Source organism: Anaeropeptidivorans aminofermentans (assembly GCF_940670685.1).
GTDB lineage: Bacteria > Bacillota > Clostridia > Lachnospirales > UBA5962 > Anaeropeptidivorans > Anaeropeptidivorans aminofermentans.
In genome coordinates, this window is record NZ_OW711693.1 from 34,145 (window position 1) to 57,768 (window position 23,624).

At 37.6% G+C, this 23,624-nt stretch carries 16 protein-coding genes; 9 read left to right on the forward strand and 7 right to left on the reverse strand.

From position 1 onward, the window contains the following. The 4 genes from NBX03_RS00160 to NBX03_RS00175 form a co-directional block, all read right to left on the reverse strand. Entirely contained in the window at positions 1-1,497 is a 1,497-nt protein-coding gene (locus NBX03_RS00160) for an ABC transporter ATP-binding protein (protein WP_250230194.1), read from the reverse strand. Between the two features lie 894 nt (positions 1,498-2,391). Further along, positions 2,392-2,880 carry a cupin domain-containing protein gene (locus tag NBX03_RS00165; RefSeq protein ID WP_250228757.1) on the reverse strand — a complete coding sequence of 163 codons (489 nt, stop codon included), beginning with the start codon at positions 2,878-2,880 and terminating at the stop codon, positions 2,392-2,394. 514 nt (positions 2,881-3,394) lie between these two features. After that, positions 3,395-4,087, reverse strand: a complete 693-nt coding sequence (locus NBX03_RS00170) for a YggS family pyridoxal phosphate-dependent enzyme (RefSeq protein WP_250228758.1) — start codon at positions 4,085-4,087, stop codon at positions 3,395-3,397. 432 nt (positions 4,088-4,519) lie between these two features. After that, positions 4,520-4,981 carry a peroxisomal biogenesis factor 3 gene (locus NBX03_RS00175; protein WP_250228759.1) on the reverse strand — a complete coding sequence of 154 codons (462 nt, stop codon included), beginning with the start codon at positions 4,979-4,981 and terminating at the stop codon, positions 4,520-4,522. Between the two features lie 1,008 nt (positions 4,982-5,989). Between NBX03_RS00175 and pdaA the strand changes: the two genes are divergently transcribed. The 9 genes from pdaA to NBX03_RS00220 all read left to right on the forward strand — a co-directional run bounded on the left by pdaA (position 5,990) and on the right by NBX03_RS00220 (position 18,619). Then, a complete protein-coding gene (gene pdaA / locus NBX03_RS00180) occupies positions 5,990-7,099 on the forward strand; it encodes a delta-lactam-biosynthetic de-N-acetylase (RefSeq protein ID WP_250228760.1) in 1,110 nt (369 codons plus the stop codon). Positions 7,100-8,036: 937 nt separating this feature from the next. Continuing rightward, positions 8,037-9,446, forward strand: coding sequence for a glucose-6-phosphate isomerase (locus tag NBX03_RS00185; protein WP_250228761.1), 1,410 nt, complete (start codon positions 8,037-8,039; stop codon positions 9,444-9,446). A gap of 463 nt (positions 9,447-9,909) precedes the next feature. Continuing rightward, positions 9,910-11,235 carry a pyrimidine-nucleoside phosphorylase gene (locus tag NBX03_RS00190; RefSeq protein ID WP_250228762.1) on the forward strand — a complete coding sequence of 442 codons (1,326 nt, stop codon included), beginning with the start codon at positions 9,910-9,912 and terminating at the stop codon, positions 11,233-11,235. 352 nt (positions 11,236-11,587) lie between these two features. After that, entirely contained in the window at positions 11,588-12,763 is a 1,176-nt protein-coding gene (locus NBX03_RS00195) for a phosphopentomutase (RefSeq protein WP_250228763.1), read from the forward strand. An 89-nt stretch (positions 12,764-12,852) separates the two neighbouring features. Beyond that, the gene (gene deoD / locus NBX03_RS00200) at positions 12,853-13,587 is read left to right on the forward strand and encodes a purine-nucleoside phosphorylase (RefSeq protein ID WP_250228764.1); all 735 of its coding nucleotides are present in this window, start codon (positions 12,853-12,855) and stop codon (positions 13,585-13,587) included. 758 nt (positions 13,588-14,345) lie between these two features. Next, entirely contained in the window at positions 14,346-15,545 is a 1,200-nt protein-coding gene (locus NBX03_RS00205; protein ID WP_250228765.1) for an MFS transporter, read from the forward strand. A gap of 378 nt (positions 15,546-15,923) precedes the next feature. Beyond that, entirely contained in the window at positions 15,924-16,589 is a 666-nt protein-coding gene (gene deoC, locus NBX03_RS00210; protein WP_250228766.1) for a deoxyribose-phosphate aldolase, read from the forward strand. A gap of 310 nt (positions 16,590-16,899) precedes the next feature. Then, a complete protein-coding gene (cdd, locus tag NBX03_RS00215; protein ID WP_267134862.1) occupies positions 16,900-17,340 on the forward strand; it encodes a cytidine deaminase in 441 nt (146 codons plus the stop codon). 145 nt (positions 17,341-17,485) lie between these two features. Then, the gene (locus tag NBX03_RS00220; RefSeq protein ID WP_250228768.1) at positions 17,486-18,619 is read left to right on the forward strand and encodes a BMP family ABC transporter substrate-binding protein; all 1,134 of its coding nucleotides are present in this window, start codon (positions 17,486-17,488) and stop codon (positions 18,617-18,619) included. A 689-nt stretch (positions 18,620-19,308) separates the two neighbouring features. On the opposite strand, the gene NBX03_RS00225 is transcribed toward NBX03_RS00220, so the two are convergent. From NBX03_RS00225 to trkA, 3 genes are all read right to left on the reverse strand, one after another. Beyond that, positions 19,309-19,794 (reverse strand): flavin reductase family protein, encoded by a 486-nt coding sequence (locus NBX03_RS00225; RefSeq protein ID WP_250228769.1) that lies wholly within the window; start codon positions 19,792-19,794, stop codon positions 19,309-19,311. A 361-nt stretch (positions 19,795-20,155) separates the two neighbouring features. Beyond that, positions 20,156-21,607, reverse strand: a complete 1,452-nt coding sequence (locus tag NBX03_RS00230) for a TrkH family potassium uptake protein (RefSeq protein WP_250228770.1) — start codon at positions 21,605-21,607, stop codon at positions 20,156-20,158. Positions 21,608-21,955: 348 nt separating this feature from the next. After that, positions 21,956-23,332 (reverse strand): Trk system potassium transporter TrkA, encoded by a 1,377-nt coding sequence (trkA, locus tag NBX03_RS00235; RefSeq protein WP_250228771.1) that lies wholly within the window; start codon positions 23,330-23,332, stop codon positions 21,956-21,958. Positions 23,333-23,624: the final 292 nt, after the last annotated feature.

Genomic DNA, 23,624 nt, shown 5'->3' on the forward strand with positions numbered 1-23,624 from the left:
TTACTTACCTCCCGCCATTAAGAGTCCCAGCTTGTTTTCGTCTACAGAGCCGTCGTTTTCAAAAATATCTACGATGCTTCCGTCATATATAACGGCTATTCTGTCGGAAAGGTCCATGATTTCATCAAGCTCGAAGGAGATTAAAAGAACGGCCTTGCCGTCATCTCTTTGCTGAACGAGAGCTTTGTGAACGAATTCGATGGCCCCTACGTCAAGCCCTCTTGTAGGCTGAACGGCAATCAAAAGGTCGGGGTTTTCGGAAACCTCTCTTGCGATAATCAGCTTTTGCTGATTTCCCCCAGATAAAGCCCTTGAAAGGAGCTTTTCGCAGTTTTCCGGCCTTACGTCAAATTTCTTTATAAGGTCTTTTGCGTGATTTCCGATATTTTCAAAGTGGAGAAGGCCGTTTTTAGAATAAGGTTCTTTAAAATAAGTTTCCGTAACGGAATTAAGCTCCACGGAAAAATCCAGAATAAGGCCTCTTCGATGCCTGTCCTCGTGGATGGTGCATACCTTTTTGTCTATGACGTTTCTAGGGGTTGTATTTTGTATTTCGTTTCCGTTTATCCTGATTTTTCCTGATTTTGCCTTGGTAAGGCAGGTTATGGCGTCTACAAGCTCCTTCTGGCCGTTTCCGTCAATGCCTGCAATGCCTAATATTTCGCCTTTTCTTACCTGAAGGTTAAGGTCTTTTACCTTATCTATATTTCTATAATCGGAAACCGTAAGATTTTCTATGGAAAATATCGTTTCTCCCGGCGCGGCTTCTTCCTTTTCTATGTGAAGATTCACCTCACGGCCTACCATCATGGCAGCAAGGGAAAGCTCGTCCGTTTCCGAAACCTTAACGGTATCGATGTATTTTCCTCTTCTTATGATGGTGCAAAGGTCCGAAGAAGCCCTGATTTCCTGAAGCTTATGAGTAATGATGATTACGGTCTTCCCGTCTTTTGTTAAGTTTCTCATAATTTGTATAAGCTCCAGAATTTCCTGAGGAGTAAGTACTGCCGTAGGCTCGTCGAAAATAAGGATGTCAGCGCCTCTGTAGAGTATTTTAAGAATTTCTACTCTCTGCTGCATCCCTACGGAAATATCTTCAATTTTAGCGTCAAGGTCTATGAGAAATTCATATTTGTCGGCAATTTCCTGAATTTCTTTTTTAGCCTTGTCCATGTCTATAAAGCCGAAGCCCTTTGTAACTTCCGCTCCGAGAATAATGTTCTGCCATACGGTAAGAGGCTCTATCAGCATAAAATGCTGGTGAACCATACCGATACCTAAGGCTATGGCGACAGACGGGGTCTTTATATTAACATGCTCTCCATTAATATAAATCTGGCCTTCATCGGCATTATAAAGGCCGTAAAGTATGTTCATAAGGGTGGATTTTCCTGCGCCGTTTTCCCCCAGCAAAGCGTGAATCGTGCCTTTTTCGATTTTAAGGTCTACTTTATTAAGGGCACAGAAATCACCAAAATATTTGGATATGGATTTCATTAGAACAGCCTCAGCCAAATAAGCTCCTCCTAACAATAAAATAGTAAATGCCTGATTTAAAATAAACCAATTTCTAAAGCAGATAATCTCCAAACAGGAAGGTCAAGTTTGTTTGCTGTATTTCTAATCAATCAAATGCTTTTTAAATATGAAACCGGTTTTATATTAAGCGAACTTAAAAATGATACAAGCGCAAGCTTATAAATGCTTTTTAAGTTTATTAACTTTAAATACTTATTTAAACTTTCTTTGGCTAAACTTTATATATGTACTCAATAAACTCTGATAAAATTATAACCTATGTATACCTTAGACACAAGAAGAAACAGGTTGGTTTTTAAAACCTGTAAAGTAAAAACCTGGCTTATGCAGGCCATAGTCTTTAATTGTTAAAATAAATTAAACACAGGCTTGAAAGTAAAAATTATACAGCATATAAAATTTATTATCAAGGTTAATTATTCTGGAAATTATAATAGTCAAATGAATGATAGATACTAAGCAGACTTGAAAACTATTTTTGTTTTTAAGTTTAAAACGTTTTCCTTTAGTTATAGTAAATTTAAAGATAAACAGCAGCAAAGCCGTATATTCACACAGACTAAAAAATGTACCGCTTTTGAAGGAAATTCGTGTTTTTATACGAAGGGGACTTGAAAAAGAGCATAGACATAAGTCTATACCCCTTTTTTGAGTGAAGGATTTTTTATCGTTATCATACTTGTTTTTATTTGGTAAGGATAGACCTTCGGGGAATAGGATTTTGTTACTTCTTCATAATAAATTTACTATAAAACTTCAGATAGCTTTAAATAAAGAGAGGGCGCTGCAAAACATTATCGCCAAAATCATTATATGATTTTGGCGATAATGTCTCTCATTTAAAAACTGATTTTAGTAATGGGTCTCTTCTTCTTCCGCATCTTCTTTTGTTTCGTGGATAGTGCCATAGGGGTGGGCCGGCGGAGCGTAAATAGAGAAAAGTTTAATGGGGGTACCCTCTATATTATATATATTATGCCATATGCCTGCCGGTATCACTACCGCATAGTTTTTGTATAATGTCGCCTGAAAATCAAAAACCTCACTTGAGTTTCCCATTCTTACAATGCACATTCCGTCCTCAATATACAAAAATTGGTCATGGTCCGGGTGCATCTCAACGCCGATATCGTCCCAAGGCTCTATGTTCATTAAGGTGATCTGTAAATTGTTACCTGTCCATAAGGTAGTTCGGAAGTTGGTGTTTCCAAGAACAGCTCTTTGCAGATTGACTGCAAAAGGCTCCGGGCCATAATCCAATATATAAGGAAGCTGAGCAGTAGAGTAATTTTTATTGTTTTGGCCTTTTATTTTTTTATTAAACGGATTATTGAAATACATGTCACTGCCCTTTCATATGATAATGTATTAATAATATATGTGAGGAATTTATTGAAAGTGAATGATACTTGAATTCCTATGAAACAATATCATTGTCCATTTATTTTTACCTTATTTTAAGCCTTCTTCCACCAAATAATTAAGCAAATTGACTATATTCTCTGCAGCCGCTTTGAAACTTCAAATAAAAGTCTGCTTTGCTATAAAAACAGGACTTCATCGTTAAAAATTCTCAAAAAATAACCTGTAGCTTTGACGCAAGGCATCAAAACTTTATGCTCAGCATCTTTGCATAAAGCAAAATGCAAAGGCATACTGTTTCTGTGGGTTTCTCCTCGAATTATATTTTCTTACAAAATACCCCTTGGTTTGACCGTTTTCAAACATTGCTTAGCGAATCGTTTTGTTACTTCTTTATGAAAAACTTACTATGGCAAATGAAATGTAATAAGAAATTAAAAAAGCCCTGAGAAACTTCAGGGCCTGGACGTAATTAATATAAATTTAAGGCAAGTTATTCCTGATATACTCTTTTTCCGAAAAGCCCGGTCCCTATACGGACCATATTAGAGCCTTCTTCAATGGCTATTTCATAATCGTTTGTCATTCCCATGGAGAGGTACTCCATATGGATAGAGTGAGGGCTTTCTTTTGCATATTTGTCGTAAAGCGCTTTCATTGCACGGAAAAGAGGTCTGTTTTCCTCAGGATCTTCTTTAAAAGGGGCTATGCACATAAGTCCTTTAATGGATATATTAGATAAAAGAGAAATCTTTTCTATGGCTTTTTCCGCTTCTTCCAAGAAAAAGCCGTGTTTAGTTTCCTCGTTTCCTATATTTATTTCCACAAGGATATCAATGGTGATATCCCTTTTCTTAGCCTCTTTATTGATGTTTTCCGCAAGCTTTATACTGTCTACTGAATGGATAAGGAAAACCTGCCCGGCAATGTATTTAATTTTATTCGATTGAAGACTTCCGATTAAATGCCATTTTACATCGCCTTTTATTACTGGCATTTTTGATACAAGCTCTTGAACCTTATTTTCCCCCAGGTTTTTTACGCCTAAATCCACAAGGGTCTGTATATTTTCAGGGGCTATGGTTTTAGAAACACCTATTAATGTAATATCTTCGGGGCTTCTGCCGGAGACTTTTGCCGCTTTTTCTATATTTTCAAGTACCTTGTTAAGATTTTCCTTTATCATTTCATCTTCTTCTTTCTGTAATATATCATAATTCGTGTATAAAGCTAAGCAGAGCTTAATTTATATAGATTATACCATAAGCGCAAGCTTTGCTCATACATTTTCTAAAAGAAATGTACCCGCGGATAAGACCAGGCAGAGCTTGATTTAATTATATGATTTTGTAAATTGCTTTTATATTCATACATTTCCCTACGTGAAATGTATTCATAATAAAACCCAAACTTTGTTTGGTTAATTATATGATTTCGTAATTTTCTTTTATATTCATACATTTCCCTACGTGAAATGTATTCATAATAAAACCCAAACTTTGTTTGGGTTTTATTATATTATATAGCAAATATATATGAATGAAAATAAATTTCATCATAAGAGAGATATAAAAATAAAAACAGGCAAAAGTCTCACCTGTTTTTTTAAGTATATTTTTTATGCCTTGTTTTTATCAGCTTTTTTAGCGGCTTTCTCTTTTTCCTTTTTTGCTTTCTTTAAGGCCTTTAATTCCTCGTCTGTTTTCATGCCTTTCATTTCAGTAATATAGATACCGGCTAAATCCACTTTTACTGTTTTTTTAACAGGCAAGGCGTTAAAAACCTTTTTGTCGCATATTAAGGTGAGTATCTGAGGACCGATTTTGGCCTTAACGAGATACATTTTTAAAAATTTTGAGTATTTAGGCATTTGTTCTATTACGGATTTTGGAAGATTTGCATTTTGGACCTTATCTCTTTTTTTGTCAATAATAAAAAGAGTTACGGTCTGCCTCGTTCTTTCGATTATTTCCTGCTGTTCGCCCATTTTTTTATAGGCCCATTTATTAAGAAAATACAATATGCCTACTACCGCACCGACGATTAATACCAATAAAAGAATTATGTCGCCTAATGTCAAGCTATCGCCTCCCACATACTTCATTGCTTTTAACATTGTACCATTGTTTTTGTTTTATGAAAAGAGCAAAATTGCCTTTGTTTATGATAAAACCCATAATCTTTCTCTATTTGCCGTATAAAAAGTATACCCTGCAGAAAAACTTTCTTTATTGAATAGACAGAATTTTTTTTAGATTATTGGGCATACTTATTTAACTTTCAATATACTTTTTATTTTAATTTTATATAATAAATTTCTCATAAAGAAGTAAGAAAAACTAATTTACAACAGATTACAAAACACAGATTTTCTTAAGAAACAGCGTATTTTTGGGTCTGCGCAAATATATGGTTTTGTTACGGTTTAACTTTAAACTTCCCATAAGTTTTCTTAGGGCTTAATAGTAAACTTATTTAAATTTTCAAGGCTTTATTTATTAAGGATTTCTTTATGGAAAATTATTCTTTATGATGTTATTATAAAGGTAATAATAGATTATAACACTGTTTTTATTTATATATCTATTATTAAAGCAAATTTCTCATAAAGAAGTAATAAAAACCGGCTCTTATAGAGAGGAAACATGAAAATTATTATATTAAGCTTTATTTAATCTGAAGCCGCTATCGGCTGGGTATTGCTTATGGTGTAAATCTTAATTTACTATATGGACACAAAAGCACAGCTTTCCCTTGGAAAGGGTATATATAGTAAATTTAAAGTTAATCAGTATAAAGCCCATATATTCACGCAGGCTTAAAAATGTACCGTTTCCGAAGGAAATTTGTGTTTTTGAGCCTGCTGGGAATAGGCTTCTGCTACTTCTTCATAATAAATTTTCTATCTTTTAGAAGATGTTAATACGGTTTTTGTTATTTTTGCTATATTTGACTCAATATGAAATAGTATCACTGTCAATTTGATTTTCTCTTATTTTAAGCCGTTTAAAGTCAAGTTTTTACTTCGGAATAAAAGCAAATTGACTATATAATCAAAAGAAAATAATTTTAGAAAGGATTGATTACTATGAAACTTATAGGATACAAGCCTATTATGATTATATGTGCCGCAGCAATATTATTTGCAGGCTGTGAAGAGGCCGCTGAAAAGCCCGTTTCAGATAATTCCGAAACAGTGTTTCTTCAAGAGCCTAAGGCTTCTGAACAGGCAGAAATAAAAAAGGTGCTTGAAGCCCCTGTAACGCCTTCTCCTGAACCGACCCCCGAGCCTTCTTCTGAACTTCCCGAGAAGGCGGAAGAAGAGCCTGCGGAAGAAGTACCCTCTGAAATGCCTTCCGAAACCCCCTCAGAAGCTCCGGTGATGCCGGATATAGCTTCTGCAGAAATTCAAAAAATTATAGTCGAAGCCCCTCAAGATGTGTCTTATCCGGAGCTTAATTTCGGTTCCCCTTATTTGCCGGACGGAAGCCTGAGCAATGATAAAAAAGGCTGGTATTTCGGCAGAAACACGACCCATACGCCGCCTACAGCCCAAGGGGATTTTGATATACGCCAGTTTGACGGATATTATCTTGGTGATGTTTCTCAAAAGGTGGTTTATCTTACCTTTGATGAAGGCTATGAAAACGGATATACGGAAAAAATCCTTGACGTATTAAAGGAAAAGGGCGTAACTGCTGCGTTCTTTGTGACAAAACCCTATATAATAGCAAACCCCGACCTTATTCAAAGAATGGTTGACGAAGGCCATATCGTGGGCAATCATTCGGTAAGGCATAAATCCTGCCCAGATCTTACAGATGAGGAGCTTATGGCCGAATTAAACAATACTGCCGCCGCCTTTAAAGAGCTTACAGGTGTAGATATGCCGAATTATTTCCGTCCGCCTATGGGAGAATACAGTGCAAGGACTCTTAAAATAACTCAGGATTTGGGATATAAATCCATATTCTGGTCCTTTGCCTATAAAGACTGGGAAACAGACAAGCAGCCGGGCATAAGAGCTGCTTATGAAACGGTTATGAATGATTTGCATAATGGCTCAATCATTCTTCTTCATGCCGTAAGCCAGTCTAATACAGAGGCAATGCCTTTTATTATAGACTCCATAAGAGAAAGCGGATATACCTTTAAAAGCCTTGACGAGCTTCCAGAATATGAAAAGCAAAATGACTGAACACAATTTTAACCTTTAACAGAATACAAATTTAAATATGGTAAATTTATTATGAAGAAGTAACAAAAGCCTATTCCCGGCAGGCTCAAAAAAACGGATTTCCTTCGGAAACGGTATATTTTTAAGCCTGCGTGAATATACGGCTTTGTTATTCGTTAACTTTAAATTTACTATAAATATTTTCCAACTTTGGAGAAGGCCTCATATAATATGAATAAAATCAGGCGTTGCCTGATTTTATTCACCGATATATTTCTTTCGGAAAATGTATAGGCGAAAACTACGGTCATCCTAAATATAAGCTTATATTTGAATCAGGATGAAATAATAGCTTTGTCAATTTACGTTTACTTTATTTTAAGCTTTTAACTCAAATATTTACAGGTCATAAAAGTAAATTGACGATACATCAGGAAACGGCGTTTTTTTACCGTATATACTTTTATGCTTTAAGAAGTAATAATTTTACGGAATAAAAATGCTGTTTTTTTCTATAGTAAGAGCATTTTAAAAGGTCCTTTGGCAATTTACGTTTACTTTATTTTGCGCTGTATTACAGCTGAATTCAAATGGAATAGGAGCATTGTCAAATGGAATAGGAAAAAGTTCAGACGGGATTACAATACCCTTTACGGTATTTTGCGAAGCAATTCTTATTGTTTTCTCTTATTTTATACCTTCTTAGAACCAAATACCAAAAGTAATTTGACTATACAGAGGTTTATACAATGAGAATAAAAGTAAATTGACGATATAAACAAAGGAAGAATGAATTATGGAACAGTAAAATAAATATAAAAAAGCAGCAAAAGCCGTATACTGAGCATAAGCAAAAGCATATTTTACTTATCCCCTATAGGCTTTTGTTCGTTCATTGAGCTTATTTTGGAACTTAAGCCTTATTTGGCATAAATACTCATAGGTATAGGAGGTATGAATGGAAGGTTTGAGAATAAAGCTGGATTATAACAATGTAATGAAGGAATTTACGGGAGAACACGGGCTTATACAAGAGAATTTTGAGAACTTATCAGAAAAAATAGAAAAAGCGAAAAAACTGATAGAGGAAAAAAGAAAAAAAGGAATGCTTGAGTGGATGGAACTTCCCTATAGCCAAAGGGAAACGGCAAAGGAAATCATTCAATACGCCGAAGAAAAAAGGAAAGAAACAGAGGCCTTCATTATTCTTGGCATAGGGGGCTCGGCTCTTGGGCCTATGGCGGTTCAGCAGGCACTGAACCACCCCTATTACAACGAGCTTCCCAGAGAAAAAAGAGGCGGATTTCCAAGGCTTTACATAGCGGATAATATCGACCCTGAAAGGCTTACAGGGCTTTTTGACATTATAGAGCCGTCAAAATGCATATTTAATGTGATTTCAAAATCCGGAAGCACTTCTGAAACCATGAGCCAATTTATGATTATCAGAGAAATTATAAGAAAGGCCATAGGAGACGAAAAGCTAAAGGACCATATTGTTTTTACCACCAGCGGAGAAAAAGGCAGCCTTATAAAAATAGCCGAGGAAGAAGGCTATCGGGCATTTCTTATACCCGAAGGGGTGGGGGGAAGATTCTCCCAGCTAAGCCCTGTAGGGCTTTTGCCGGCCGCCTTCTGCGGAATAGATATCATGGAGCTTCTTCAGGGGGCAGCCTTTATGGATACTGTCTGCAAAAATCAGAACGAATTTGAAAACCCCGCCTATATGTATGCCATCATAAGCTATCTTGTTATGGCGCAAGGGAAAAATATTTCCGTTTTAATGCCTTATTCCGACCAGCTGAAATACATAGCCGACTGGTATGTTCAGCTTTGGGCTGAATCCCTTGGTAAAAGGCTTGATAACGATGGAAAACAGGTCAATTTAGGCCCCACGCCTTTAAAAGCCCTTGGGGTAACGGACCAGCATTCCCAGCTTCAGCTTTTTGTGGAAGGGCCTTTTGATAAGCTGATTACCTTTATGGCTGTTAAAAACCATCAAAAGGATTTAATCATTCCGAAAATTTATGAAGATATCCCAAGCCTCGGCTTTCTTGGGGGGAAATCCTGTTCAAGCTTTATAAACACGCAAAAAACTGCGACGGAATACGCCCTCACAAAAGCCGGAAGAATCAATATGACTATAGAGCTTCCCGAGGTAAGCCCCTTTACCATAGGGCAGGTGCTTTTCTTTTTTGAGGTCGCTGTAAGCTTTATGGGAGAGCTTATGAATATAGACGCCTTTAACCAGCCGGGAGTAGAGGAAAGTAAAAACGCCTCCTACGCCATGTTTGGAAGGCCCGGCTATGAAGAAAAGAAAAAAGAGCTTGATGCAAAACCCCATAAGAAGGAAGAATACATTCTATAATGTGAAGTATCAGACGCTAAGAGATTGATAGCATGTGTTGCAGGGGGGCATGGGCCTGTAAGATGTCTGCCACAGGAAAACATCTAAAGCCGAGCCTCTTGGATATATACGCTAACACTTCCTATGGAATTTAGTATAGTCAAGTTTTGGAGGATGGTTTAAAGAAGCTGAAAGGCCTTGCTTTAAGCACTTATCCTATTTTTAAAAGTAAAGACAATACATCTTTGCTGAATAATTCAAACAATACAAGTCATTTAATGATATTTTTTGTTTAAGATATAGATTTATAAAGATATCAATTCGTGTTAAAATTAAATTTTAAATCATCGTAATTCAACTTTGAAAGAGCATAAATAAACTTACGATAAAATTTAAAAACCTGTCATCTTTTGAAGCAGGCCTGTTTTACAGTGTAAGAAGCATACCTGAAATATTCGTTTATGTCTATAAAGGAGGATAAAGTATGAGAATGGTCGATTTAATTAATAAGAAAAAGGAAGGGAAGGCCCTTTCAAAGGAGGAAATAGCCTTTATTGTAGAAGGCTTTACAAAAGGCGAAATACCTGAATACCAGATGTCTGCCTTTTTAATGGCTGTGTATTTTAAAGGAATGAATCAAGAGGAGACGGCAGAGCTTACTTTGAATATGGCAAAGTCCGGCGATACGGTAGACCTTTCTGAAATAGAAGGGGTTAAAGTAGATAAGCATTCCACAGGAGGCGTCGGGGATAAAACCACTTTGATTATTTCTCCCATTGTTGCTTCTTTGGGTGTACCTGTTGCTAAAATGAGCGGAAGAGGCCTTGGCCATACCGGCGGAACAGTGGACAAGCTTGAATCTATTCCTGGGTTTAAAACAAGCCTTTCAAGAGAGGAATTTTTAAATATCGTAAAAAAGGACGGCCTTTGTGTTGCCGGCCAATCTGGAAATCTTGCCCCTGCCGATAAAAAAATATATGCCTTGAGAGACGTTACGGGGACAGTAGATAATTTATCCTTAATTGCTTCTAGTATCATGAGTAAGAAAATAGCCGCAGGAGCAGACGCCATTCTTCTTGATGTTAAAACGGGAAGCGGCGCTTTTATGAAAACCCCGGAGGCTTCCATAGCCCTTGCAAAAGAAATGGTCAATATCGGAGAAGCCGTTGGAAGGCACACCGTTGCTCTCATAACGGATATGGATATTCCTTTGGGCTTTGCCATAGGAAACAGCCTTGAAATCATAGAATCCGTAGATACCTTAAAAGGAAACGGTCCGGAGGATTTAACAGAGGTTTGTCTTGCCATCGCCTCTGAAATGCTCTATCTTGCAGGAAAGGGCAGTGTAGCTGAATGCCGAAGAATGGCCGAAGGCGCCATAAAAGACGGTTCCGCTTTTAAAAAGCTTGCTGAAATGGTTTCAAATCAAGGGGGCGACCCATCTGTTATTGAGGATACGGAAAACTTTCAAAAGGCAGGCATATGTCATACCCTTTTAAGCACTGAGGAAGGCTATATCCATCATATGGATGTTGAAGGCATTGGCATATCTTCTTCACTTTTAGGGGCAGGAAGAGAAAGAGAAGACAGCGTTATAGATTTTTCTGCAGGCATTCTATTAAATAAAAAAACAGGCGATTACGTTAAAAAAGATGAGGTTCTTGCCCATTTTTATACAAATGATGAAAATAAGCTGAAACAAGGCATTCATAAATTTCTGGAATCCATTGAATTCTCAAAAGAGAAGCCAGGGAAGAACCCTCTTATTTATGCAAGGGTTTCAAAAGACGGGGTGGAGAACAGAGCATAGAGAAAGCCTTTATCCTGCTGCCAAATTGAGATTTTGGCGATATATCCTAGGAAGGCTTGCAAGGTCCGGCGAAGCTTTATAAATCTTTACAATTTGCAGGGAGTCAATTAAAGTGGTTAAAAATCCGGCCCGAGTTAAAATACTGCTAGCAGTATTTTAATCTTATGATATTTTGCGTAAGCAAGTACCTTCCCGTTTAATTGATGAAAGTCTGAGGTCCTATGGATAAAGCTTATTATCTTAGGTTTTCATCAGCAGGACGTACAGTTAACACAAAATAAAAATTCAGATAAAAATATTAGAAGGTGCGCCTTTTCAGGCAAGCCTTAATATCAGAAAAGGAGGTTTCATTATGAAAAGAGTCATTCTTGTAGTTATAGACAGCGTAGGCATCGGAGAGCTTCCCGATGCTAAAAATTACGGCGATGAGGGAAGCAATACTTTGCTTAATATCAAAAGGGAAAGACCGGATATGGAGCTTAAAAATATGCTTTCCATAGGGCTTTCTCATATAGAAGGGGGAAAAGGCCTTGCAACAGGGGAATACACCCCCGAAGGGGCTTTCGGCAGGCTTGCGGAAAGCTCTAAAGGAAAGGATACCACAACAGGCCATTGGGAAATTGCAGGCATTATTATAGACAATCCCTTCCCCACTTACCCTAAGGGATTTCCTAAAGAGGTTATAGACGAATTTGAGAAATTAACCGGAAGGAAGGTAATAGCCAATTGCCCCGCCTCCGGCACGGAAATTATCGAGAGGCTTGGGAAAGAGCATATGGAAACAGGGGCTCTTATTGTTTATACCTCTGCCGACAGCGTTTTCCAGATTGCCGCCCATGAAGAAATCGTTCCCATAGAGGAGCTTTATGATATATGCCAGAAGGCAAGAGATATGCTTACAGGCCCCCATGCCGTTTCCAGGGTAATTGCAAGGCCATTCTTGGGAAGCCCGGGAAGTTTTAAAAGAACTTCCAACAGAAAAGATTTTTCCATAGAGCCTATTAAAGACACGATGCTGGATTATATAAAGGCATCGGGACTTCAGGTTGCCGCCGTTGGCAAAATAGAGGATATTTTCTCCGGAAAAGGAATTACACAGGCCGTTCACACCACCTCCAATATGGACGGTGTTGACAAGACCCTAGATTATATGGATACTGTAGAGAATGGGCTTATTTTTACAAATCTTGTGGATTTTGACATGCTTTACGGCCATAGAAACGACGTAGACGGCTATGCTGAAGCTTTAATCGCCTTTGATAACAGGCTTCCTGAAATTAAAGCAAAGCTAAGACCGGACGATATTTTAATGATAACCGCCGACCACGGCTGCGACCCTACCACCGAAAGCACAGACCATTCAAGAGAATATATACCGCTTTTAATTTACGGAGATAAGGTAAAAGCAGGAACGAATATCGGAACGAGAAAAACATTTTCGGACATCGGAAAGACCATATTGGACTATCTTTCAGTAGAAGGAAAGCTTGACGGCGAAAGCTTTTTAAATCTGTTCACTATTAAGTAATTTGTTTCAATAATGCAAAAGGCAATTTGCCGCCTGTTTCGGTGAATTGCTGTAAGCTGCTATAAAAATTATTACTAAGGAGGAAAATAATGATACCGACACCCCATATAGAGGCAAAAGCAGGAGAAATAGCAAAAACCGTATTAATGCCCGGAGACCCTTTAAGGGCTAAATTCGTTGCCGAAAACTTTCTTGAAGACCCAAAGCAGTATAACGGTGTAAGAGGAATGCTTGGATACACGGGAAAATATAAGGGCCATGACGTATCCGTTCAAGGCTCCGGCATGGGAATCCCTTCCATAGGAATCTATTCCTATGAGCTTTACAAATTTTATGACGTAGATAATATTATCCGCATCGGAACCGCAGGAGCCATACATCCGGACCTTAAAATAAGAGATATTGTAATAGCCCAAGGGGCCTGCACAAATTCCAATTATGCTGCCCAGTATAATATTACGGGAACCTATGCCCCCATAGCTTCCTTTGAGCTTTTGGAAAAAGCGGTTATGGCTGCGAGAAATAAAGATGCCCGCATTACCGTAGGAAACGTATTAAGCTCCGATACATTTTACGGAGATGACCCCTTAGATACGGAAAAGTGGCAGAAGATGGGGGTTCTTTGTATAGAGATGGAGTCTGCAGGTCTTTACATGAATGCCGCAAGATTAAATAAAAGGGCATTAGGCTTATTTACCATAAGCGACTCTCTTGTTACAGGGGAGGCCACAACATCATCCGAAAGACAAAGCTCCTTTACAAAAATGATGGAAATTGCCCTTGAAACGGCTATCGCTATGGAAAATAATAAAACAAATAAATAATACTACAAGAGTTATGAAATTCACCCTTAGGCGTTCTCCTGCGGAGAACGCCTAAGGGTATAGCTTCTTTTATTTATTCTGTAAGAGAATTGATGCCTTGATTTTGCCTATGGCTTCTTGGGGATTTGGGCAGATTATATTAAAAACCCTGCTTCTTATCTTAGTTCTTTTTATATACAAAGTGCACATACAACGAAAAAATACAAAAATCCTCAAATTTCGATAAAATGGCTTATTTACTGGATTTGTATAGAAAAAATAATTCATTAAAAAATTATGTATTTTATGAAATATTTATGAAGGCTTTTTTAAGAGAATAAGACTGAAGCCCTTATTATATGCGGTTTTCAACTAAAGGGTGACAATGCGTTCATTTTACATTCATTTTTTATAAAGTTTAAATCAATTTACATAGGCTTTTCTTTGTGTTAAAATGATTGCATAGTTAATAAATTGATTTAAAACGATAAGGATTTATCCTTTACCTGTTTCATCTTAACTGAATAATTTTACTAAAAAGGTACAGCACGCAGATTTTTGCTTTCTCTTTGTATTTTATAGAAATTCTTTAAGCTATTTCGCTGAAAGGCTATGCTATAATTTAACTGAAGCCCTGCTAGCTGTACGTTTCCCGTTTAGGGCGTGTTTTAAAATCCAAGCTCAGGAGCATGTTTGAATTTTAAACATGGCTGATATGAATACTTCTTTGAATTATTTATCAGGGCTCGCTCTTTGAAGGCGAATGATAGAGGTGTTTTATGGTTAAAAGGAGCATGAAGCCGGCGGTAATCGCTTATATGGCTTTTCTGCTTTTCGGAAGTTTTTTAAGTATTGTAAGCTCGTATTTCAATATTCTTGCCTCTCATTTTTCCCACAGCCTTTCAAGCATAAGCTTAATGCTTTCGGCCATGGCTACAGGCAGGATACTGACGATTTTTATAAGCGGCTTCATCGCCGACAGAATAGGCAGGAAGCTGATGCTTTTTGCTTCTATAAGCTGCGTAACGGTGTTTTTTGTATTTGTTCCCTTTACCACTAATTTTACGATAGCTTTGGTGCTTTCGGCTATTGCGGGAATGGGCCACGGAATGACGGATTCTTCTGCCACGGCTTTAGTGCTTGACTGTTTTCCGGATAAGCCGAATTTCCCTTTGAGCCTTATACAGGTTTTCTTCTGTGTAGGGGCCATGAGTACGCCTATTGCAGCAGATGTTCTTTTTTCAAATGGCATCTATTTTGGCTGGGGATTTTGGGGCCTTGGCGTTTTAGGTATTGTTGCCGCCTTTTTAATACTTACTGCAAAGTTTCCCCCTTATATTAAAGATAAGGCTGAAATAGACACACTCATTCAAAATAAATTTAACGTAAAGCCCTCTGTATATAGAGAAGGCTTGCTTATAGGCCTGATTGTTTTTTTCTACAGTATCACTACGACAACCCTTACCACATGGGGCGGAACCTACGCCATGGAGGCCGTAGGCATAGAGCCTATAAAATCCATCCATGTGCTTACATATTACAATATCGGCTGTATGACAGGTACATTTATTATTGCAAAGCTTTTGGACAGGATTCATTCTACGGTTTTTATCATTTTGAATCCTGTAATGATTATCCTGTTTATGTTTCTGTTTTATACCTTGAAAAGCCCTGGTTTAAGCTATATGCTTTTTATGGGAAGCGGTCTTTTCGCCGGAATTTTTTACTCCCTTGCATTATCCGTAGTAGATGAAATGTTCCCGGAGAAAAAGGCCTCTGCAAGCGGCGTTACCATGGGAATGAGTGCTTTGGGAAGCTTCTGTACCCCTGTTATCACAGGCCGTATTTATGAAAGCTATGGAATAGCCAATGCTTTCGGCATTATGTTTATAAGTTTTATTTTGCTTTTCGTGCTGTCCATTGTATTTCGCTTGAGATTTAAGAAAATACTTAATAAAAGCATAAGCTACAGTGAATAAATAGAAATTCCTTCAGATAATATTCTTGCTTAAGAAGCTTGAAAATACTTATTCTATTTAACAAACCTTTTGAATCTTCTTAAGCAAAGAAGAAGGCGCTTGTAAAAGTCTTGAAGCCGTATATATTTTTCTACCAAGCCGAAGATATAATAAAGCAGGTGCATCTTTCTTTATTATATAAAGCAAAACAAAATTAAAGCGGGAACAAAGGTATTATTCATAAACAGCTTAAATATATAAAGGCACTATATTTAAGCCATTTATAGTCAACAAAGATGAAGATACTTTTAGAGCTTTACCGTAAGAATTTTAGTTCACTAAGTATAAAATATACTGTAATTAATTTGTTTCACTAGATTTACCCTTGGAGGTTTTATTATGGATATTAAGGAAATTTTATCTTTTGTGGATCATACCTTGCTCACCCAGACGGCTACACCGGAAGAAATAAAGCAGATTATAGAAGACGGCATCAAATACAATGTTGCTTCCGCCTGTATTCCTCCTTCTTATGTTACATTTGCAAAGGAAGCAGCAGGAGATAAGCTCCCTATTTGTACGGTGATAGGCTTTCCCAACGGATATCAGATGACTTCCGTAAAGCTTTTCGAAACGGAAAAGGCCCTTGAAGCCGGTGCCGATGAAATTGATATGGTAATAAACATAGGAATGGTGAAGGATAAAAATTATTCCTATGTAGAAAATGAAATAAAGCAGCTTAAAGACCTATGCAAAGACAAGATACTGAAAGTGATTATAGAGGCATGTCTTTTAAATGAACAGGAAAAAATAGAGATGTGCAAGGTGGTTTCGGCCTCAGGGGCAGACTTTATAAAGACCTCTACAGGCTTTTCAACAGGCGGGGCTACCTTCTGCGATATAGAGCTTTTCAAAAAGCATGTGGACAGCCACGTTAAAATAAAAGCTGCCGGAGGCATTTCCTCCATAGACGATGCTATAAGATTTATAGAACTTGGAGCAAGCCGCCTTGGAACAAGCCGCATCGTTAAGATAGTTAAAAGCGAGGAAAGCTCCGGCTATTAAGAAAAATTTAATTTACAGCGGCCGAATTAAATCGCCCAAGAACTTGTTTTGGAGACATTCATTAAGGCTGCGTAATCTGCTGTAAGAGCTAACAGCTTGATATTTACCTTGTTGAAGCAAGTTATTGCAAGCAGTGAAAAACCTAAACAAAAGTCTATTTTACCATAGAAACAGACTCCATATTTAAAAAAGAAACTTTGCTTTTCATGGCCGGTTTTTGACTGTTTTGCTTATATTGTGTTTTCTTGCAACAATGCTTTTTAAACTTTAAAACCTATTTAACGTATATAGAATTTGACTATTTCAGACAATGCCAAGTTCAAATACACAGGAGGAAATTATGGAATATTCTCAACTTGTTAAAGAAGCTATAAAAGCAAAAAATCATTCTTATTCTCCCTATTCAAAATTTAAGGTAGGCGCCGCCCTTCTTACAAAATCGGGGAAGGTATATTTAGGCGCTAATATTGAAAATATAGCATACAGCCCCTCAAACTGCGCCGAGAGAACGGCATTTTTCAAAGCCGTATTCGACGGCGAGAAGGAATTTGAGGCCATAGCCGTAGCCGGCGGCTTAGACGACGATAATACAGATTATTGCTACCCTTGCGGCGTATGCCGTCAGGTAATGCTTGAATTCTGCGACCCGGAGACGTTTAAATTTATATCCGTAAAGGACAAAGAAAACTATAAGGAATATTTCCTCAAGGAGATCATCCCTTTTGGCTTCGGCCCGGGAAGCATTAAATAATACCTTTAAATTCAAAAAGGGTATATTCCCTTAAAACTGCCTCTTTGTTGAGGCCCTTAATTTCGAGTATAGGTTTTACCTATATATATACAAACTTTTATACCAAATCATAATTGGTATAGCTAATTTTAGGAGGTTTAAAAAAATGAAGAAATTATTATCAGCTGTTTTGATAGGAGCTATGGCTTTATCACTGGCTGCATGCGGTGGTAATACTGAAGGACCAAAACCAGAAGCTCCTGCATCAGAGGCGCCCGCATCAGAAGCCCCTGCATCAGAAGCTCCCGCATCAGAAGCTCCTGCATCTGAAGGCACAGACTATTCAAACTTTTCAGTAGGCATGATTACCGACACAGGCGGCGTTAATGACCAGTCATTTAACCAGTCAGCTTGGGAAGGCTTACAGGCATTTGAACAGGAAACAGGCGCAAAGGTTAGCTACCGTGAATCAGAGCAGGAAGCAAACTACGGCCCTAATATCGACAGCCTTGTAGACGCAGACACAGACCTTATCTGGGGTATCGGTTTCATGATGGGTGATGCTATATCAAACGCTGCCACAACAAACCCTGATATTAAATTTGCAATCGTTGACAACGCTTATGATGAAACACCTGCAAACTTAACAGCAGTTGTGTTCAGAGCACAGGAACCTTCTTTCCTTGTAGGATACATGGCAGGTATGACAACAGAAACGAATAAAGTTGGTTTCGTAGGCGGAATCAAAGGTGAGGTTATCGACCAGTTTGAATTTGGTTACAGAGCAGGCGTTGCTTATGCAGCTAAAGAATTAGGCAAAGAAATCGAAGTTCTCGTTCAGTATGCAGATAGCTTCGGCGACGATGCTAAGGGTAAGGCTATTGCCACATCTATGTATACAAACGGTGCAGACATTGTTTTCCACGCTGCCGGTAATGTTGGCCAGGGTGTAATCGCAGCAGCAAAGGATATGGATAAGCTTGTAATCGGTGTTGACAGAGACCAGGCTTACCTTGCCCCTGATAATGTAATGACATCAGCTCTTAAGCTTGTTGGTGCAGCTATGAAGGACGTTTCTAAGAGAATCGCTGACGGCGAGGAATTAGGCGGACAGACTTTAGCTTATGGTATTGCTGAAGAATCAGCAGGTATTCCTCCATACGAAGGCTCCACAGCAAATCTTGTTGATAAAGAGGTTTATGACAAGACTATGGAAATTAAGGATAAAATAGTATCTGGCGATATCATTGATATCCCGGTTTCAGAAGAAGAATTTAATGAATTTGTAACAGGTTTATAGGAAAAAAGCCCCGGGATATTTCCCGGGGCTTTTTTAATTGGTAAGATGATGATGTTGGTTTAAGTTATAGAGCGGTGAAGGCATTGTTTCCTCCATCATTTTAAAACCATAAGAAGATCGTGCTGTTTTTTAAGTAAGAGTTATCTTTCAATAAGTGAATAAGAATTTATACCTAAGTGAACTTGAAAAATCATATAAGTATAAGCTTGTAAGTAGCTTTTCAAGTGAGCATTCCTTATAGCTAACAAACAAGTTTTCAAGTTTATTAACTATAGATTAGCCTAAAAAGCCCTCATATTTAGAGGAGGGCTTTTTTTGAATAAGCTTGTTTTACTGCCGTTTCTTTTGTATAAATAGATTTCATGCTATACTTGAATTCATATGAAATAATAACATTGTCAATCAGCTTTTATTCCGATTATATAAATACAGCTTGATACAGCTAAAATAAAGTAAAAGTAAATTAACAAGAGCCTTTTTTAAGACGTATTCACTATGATTCAAAGATACTCTGTGAGCTTAGGAGGAGGGAACTGAATTTATACTAATGAACGGTACATTTTTGAATCCTTGCAAATATACGGTTTTGTTACTGTTTAACTTTAAATTTACTATATGTGGAAACAAATCTAAATCTTATTCTCTGGTTAATCGGTTTTTCTTATGAAAAACTTACTATAATCTGTTTCCTATCTTTCATAATAATCCATGATTTTTCCGAAAAAAAGCCCGTGATATTGTTTATCTTTATAAATGCTTTCTTTTATTTCATCGGAAAAGTCCGATGCTGTGAAAAGGCTCTTTGTTTCTATTTTGCATTCGTAATACATTTGACAGCCGGAAACGATGGGAGATTCAGTTTTATTTGCATTTTCAAATTTTACCACTTCACCTTTATCCATGTCTCTCCCGCTTTTTGTTCCACATATTTTAAGCTCTTCCGATAATGTTCCTACGGGTATGCTTACGGTAAAGTCAGTGGCGTCCTTAATAAGGTCAAAGGTATATCTGCTTGGGCGAACCATAACTGTGAAATAGGGCTTTCCTTCCCACATATAGCCTATAGAGCCCCAGCCTATGGTCATGGTGTTTACCTTTGAGCCGTTTTTAACCGTGAGAAAGGCGCCTATTTTGAGGTTTTCAAGGGCCTCCTGTGTGTTTCCCAATAAATTCATAATGAACCTTCCTTTCTATAAAACAGTTATTATATAGATTAAAGGGCAGAGAAATTTGCCCCTATAAGAGCTTAATTTATATATAAAAATTCAAGTAAAACAAGATAATTTTTATTCTTCATGGCTCTGAAGCTACACATACTATGGTTTCGTATGAATTTCAATAGATGCTTGAATAAATAGAAAATAGTTGCCTTATCAATTTATTTTACTCTTATTTTATGCCACCTGAAGCAAAATACTTGCAAGGAATAAAAGTAACATAAATAACATTTGCCTTATTCTTTAAGCCTATGCTTTTTTATTATTAAGATAAACCGGCTGAAAGTTTTCAGCCGGCAGAGGTGATTGCTTTATTTAATTATATATTAGATCTCTTCCAGAAGGAAGGGTAAAATAAAAGCAAAACAGGATATATTTCGAGACGGCCCATAAGCATACAGGCGGAAAATATATATTTGCTTAATGCTGAGAAGCCGGCGAACCCGTTTCCTGAGGCAAGCTTTCCAAAGCCTGTGCCGACGGTATTAAGGGCGGCGGAGACGGCGGTCAGATTTGTTTCAAAGTCGAATCCATCGGAGGATATTACAACAAGGGCCGTAACATAAATAAACATATAGATTACAAAAAACAATATTACATTTTTTAGCGTTTCCTCTGAAACAGGCTTTCCGTTAAGCTTTACAGAGGAGATGGCTCTGGGGTGTATTATTTTCGATATATGATAAATTAACACTTTAAATATAATAAGCACTCTTACGCATTTTAGACCGCCGCTTGTAGAGCCTGCGGAACCGCCTATGAACATAAGGGTAAAGAGCAATGTTTTGCTTAAGGCGGGCCAAAGGCTGATATTATCCGTAGTAAGGCCGGAGGTCGATAAAATACTTATTACATGGAAAAAGGATTTTTTAAAAGAATCCCCCATGCTAAGGCCGAGACTGCCGGAGAGGTTAAAGGCAATAATAATTCCCGAAAAAATGATGATACCGATATAAAGGGCAAGCTCCTCATTCTTTTTAACCATAGAGAAATTTCTCTTTATAATATAGTAAAACAAAGTGAAATTTACGCCCGATGCAAACATGCCAAGCATAAGGGCTAATTCTGCGCCTATGCTGTTATAGGCTAGAAAACCTCTGTTGTCATGGATAAAGCCGCCTGTAGCCGGTACGGAAAGACCGTTAAGGATGGCGTCAAAGGGGCTGAGGCCGTTAAGAAGCAAAACCAAAATTACAAATACCGTAAGAAAGATATATATGGTATATATAATTTTTGACGATTCCGATAGCTTCGGTGCAAGCCTTGAATAAGTGGGGCTTGCTGTTTCCGCCTTAACAATATGGGAAGCGTATCCACCCCCTGCCGGGGCTATGGCTATGGTGAAAACAAGAATCCCTATGCCTCCAAGCCAAAGCGTAAGGTTTCTCCAAAGAAGCATCGGCCTTGAAATGACGTCGAAATTATTTATAATAGTGGCTCCTGTAGTTGAAAAGCCTGAAACAGACTCAAAAAAGGAATTGGAGAAACTGCCAAGCTCTCCCGAAATAAAATACGGCAGAGCCCCGAAAAATGATACCAGTATCCAGCTGATGGCAACTATGGCAAAGCCTTCCCTTGCATAAAAGGCTTTTTCTTTAAGCTTTATCAGTTTTGCAGGAATGCTTACGGCAAATACTAAGGCCGCCGTTATTAAAAAATATATCCAGTCGGAGCTTTTGTCATAGAGGGCAAAGAGCAAAGGAAGAAGCAGAGCAAAACCTTCCAGTAGCAAAACGGCTCCGGTGTATTTTACGATAACTTTTAAGTTCATAGTGTTTTTCCCGATTAGGGCATAGCTGAAAAATTAAACCTCTAGTCTATTTTGCCATAAAAGCGCGGCCTCTTCAGCGAAAAAAAGAATTTTTTCTACACAAAAATCATGTTATCCGGGACGGAACTTTTTGGCCGTTCCAATCCTCAAGATATAACCTGCAGTTTTAATGCCTTACACCAAAACCTTTTGCGTAACAGGGCTTCTTTTCGATTCCATTGGAGTTCACACTTTCTTGCAAATAATACTTTTTCAACTTTAAAGTTGAAAATATATTCCAGATTTAAAATATTAAATAAACTTAAATTTATTTAATATTCCTTTGGGGTTTTCTGTTTCAAACACTGCCTACAGGAATTCGTTCCTCCTTTTTATGAAAACTGAGCTAAGGTCCGCATCAACAGGAGCGGAAGAAAATATGATAATGCTGTCGCCTTCGGCGATATAATCTTCTCCTTTGGGAATGATTATTTTATCTTTTCTTTTTATTACTGCAACAAGCACATGGGGGTCAATTTTAAGGCTCTTAAGAGGAATGTTTACAAAGTCAAAGCCTTCGCCTATTCTGTATTCTATTATTTCTGCGTTATCGTCTATTATTTTATGAAGATTTGTTATGGACGCTTCATCGTGGGGGGTAAGCATTCTTATAAATTTAAGAATTCTGCCTGATGTTATAAGCATGGGGTTTACAATGCTTACAAGCCCCAGCCTTCTTATAATATGGGTATAATTCAGGCGGGATACCTTCGTTATGATTTTATCTACGCCGTATTCCTTGGCAAAAAGAGATGCCATCAGGTTATTTTCATCGTAGCCTGTAAGAGATATAAAGGCGTCCATGTTTTCAAGTTCTTCTGAAAGCAGAAGGTCTTCGCTTGTTCCGTCTCCGTGGATAACAATACCCTTATCTACCTTTTGCGCGATGGAGGAGGCGATGTCATAGTTGCTTTCTATTATTTTTACACGAATGTCTGTATTGTTTAAAAAGTCGCATAAATAATTTGTAATTTTACCGCCGCCTATAATCATGGCGGTTTTAATTTTTTTGCCTTCATATCTGGAAGTTTTCTTTACAAACTGGCAAATGTCTTCCTTAGAGCCGAGAACATAGATGAAATCACCGGTTTTTAAAACAAAATCACCTTTGGGGATTAATACGTTTCTGCCTCTTATGACGGAAACAATCAGAATATTAGGGGCAAGTTCTCCTATTTCGGATACTTCTTTTCCAGCTATGATGGATTTCGTATCAATGAGAATTTCCACAAGGTCGGCGCCTTTTTCCGAAAAGGACTCTACAAAGGAAGCCGGCTCATACATAAGCTTTAAGGCAATGTCGTGGGCCGTTGCCTCCTCGGGGTTTATTACCATGTCAAGACCTAATTCTTCAATAAGAAGGGGCATTTCATCCTTGTAGTAAAGTTCTCTGATACGGGCTATGGTATATTTCGCCCCAAGCTTTTTACCCATAAGACAGCAAATCATATTGATTTCATCGGATTCGGTAACGGATATGAGAACGTCGCAGTTTTTAACCCCCGCTTCGATTAATGTAGAAACAGATACGGCGTTTCCCTTGAGACACATAATGTCAAGATTATCGCCGGCTACTTTAAGCACATTTTCATCTGTATCTACAGCCGTAATATTATTATTTTCATTGCTTAATGATGTAGCAAGCCTATATCCTACTTTTCCAAGGCCTACGATTACAATATCCATATTATTCTCCTTTATATTATAGGCTAGAGCACGTCTTCAACATTAGAACCGTGCACTAGAAATTATCGGTCAATCTTTGTTTTTAGAAGTGATATTCATTATATTTATGATTAATTTCATATAGAATACCATAAAAAGGCCATATAAGAAACAGAAAGCTTCGGTAATAATCAAATTTAGTAAAATCAACCATTAAGTATGATGTAATTTATAATTCCTGCCTATGAATTTCCATGGATAAAGTTGTCAATAATATAAAGAATAAATTTTATATGGAAAAAATCACAGGAGG

Coding starts and splice junctions, on each gene's coding strand:
- NBX03_RS00185 (WP_250228761.1), top strand. CDS start 8,037: ATGGAAGGTTTGAGAATAAAGCTGGATTATAACAATGTAATGAAGGAA.
- trkA (WP_250228771.1), bottom strand. CDS start 23,332: ATGGATATTGTAATCGTAGGCCTTGGAAAAGTAGGATATAGGCTTGCT.
- cdd (WP_267134862.1), top strand. CDS start 16,900: ATGCCAAGTTCAAATACACAGGAGGAAATTATGGAATATTCTCAACTT.
- NBX03_RS00190 (WP_250228762.1), top strand. CDS start 9,910: ATGAGAATGGTCGATTTAATTAATAAGAAAAAGGAAGGGAAGGCCCTT.
- NBX03_RS00225 (WP_250228769.1), bottom strand. CDS start 19,794: ATGAATTTATTGGGAAACACACAGGAGGCCCTTGAAAACCTCAAAATA.
- NBX03_RS00220 (WP_250228768.1), top strand. CDS start 17,486: ATGAAGAAATTATTATCAGCTGTTTTGATAGGAGCTATGGCTTTATCA.
- pdaA (WP_250228760.1), top strand. CDS start 5,990: ATGAAACTTATAGGATACAAGCCTATTATGATTATATGTGCCGCAGCA.
- deoC (WP_250228766.1), top strand. CDS start 15,924: ATGGATATTAAGGAAATTTTATCTTTTGTGGATCATACCTTGCTCACC.
- NBX03_RS00165 (WP_250228757.1), bottom strand. CDS start 2,880: ATGTATTTCAATAATCCGTTTAATAAAAAAATAAAAGGCCAAAACAAT.
- NBX03_RS00205 (WP_250228765.1), top strand. CDS start 14,346: ATGGTTAAAAGGAGCATGAAGCCGGCGGTAATCGCTTATATGGCTTTT.
- deoD (WP_250228764.1), top strand. CDS start 12,853: ATGATACCGACACCCCATATAGAGGCAAAAGCAGGAGAAATAGCAAAA.
- NBX03_RS00160 (WP_250230194.1), bottom strand. CDS start 1,497: ATGAAATCCATATCCAAATATTTTGGTGATTTCTGTGCCCTTAATAAA.
- NBX03_RS00195 (WP_250228763.1), top strand. CDS start 11,588: ATGAAAAGAGTCATTCTTGTAGTTATAGACAGCGTAGGCATCGGAGAG.
- NBX03_RS00170 (WP_250228758.1), bottom strand. CDS start 4,087: ATGATAAAGGAAAATCTTAACAAGGTACTTGAAAATATAGAAAAAGCG.
- NBX03_RS00230 (WP_250228770.1), bottom strand. CDS start 21,607: ATGAACTTAAAAGTTATCGTAAAATACACCGGAGCCGTTTTGCTACTG.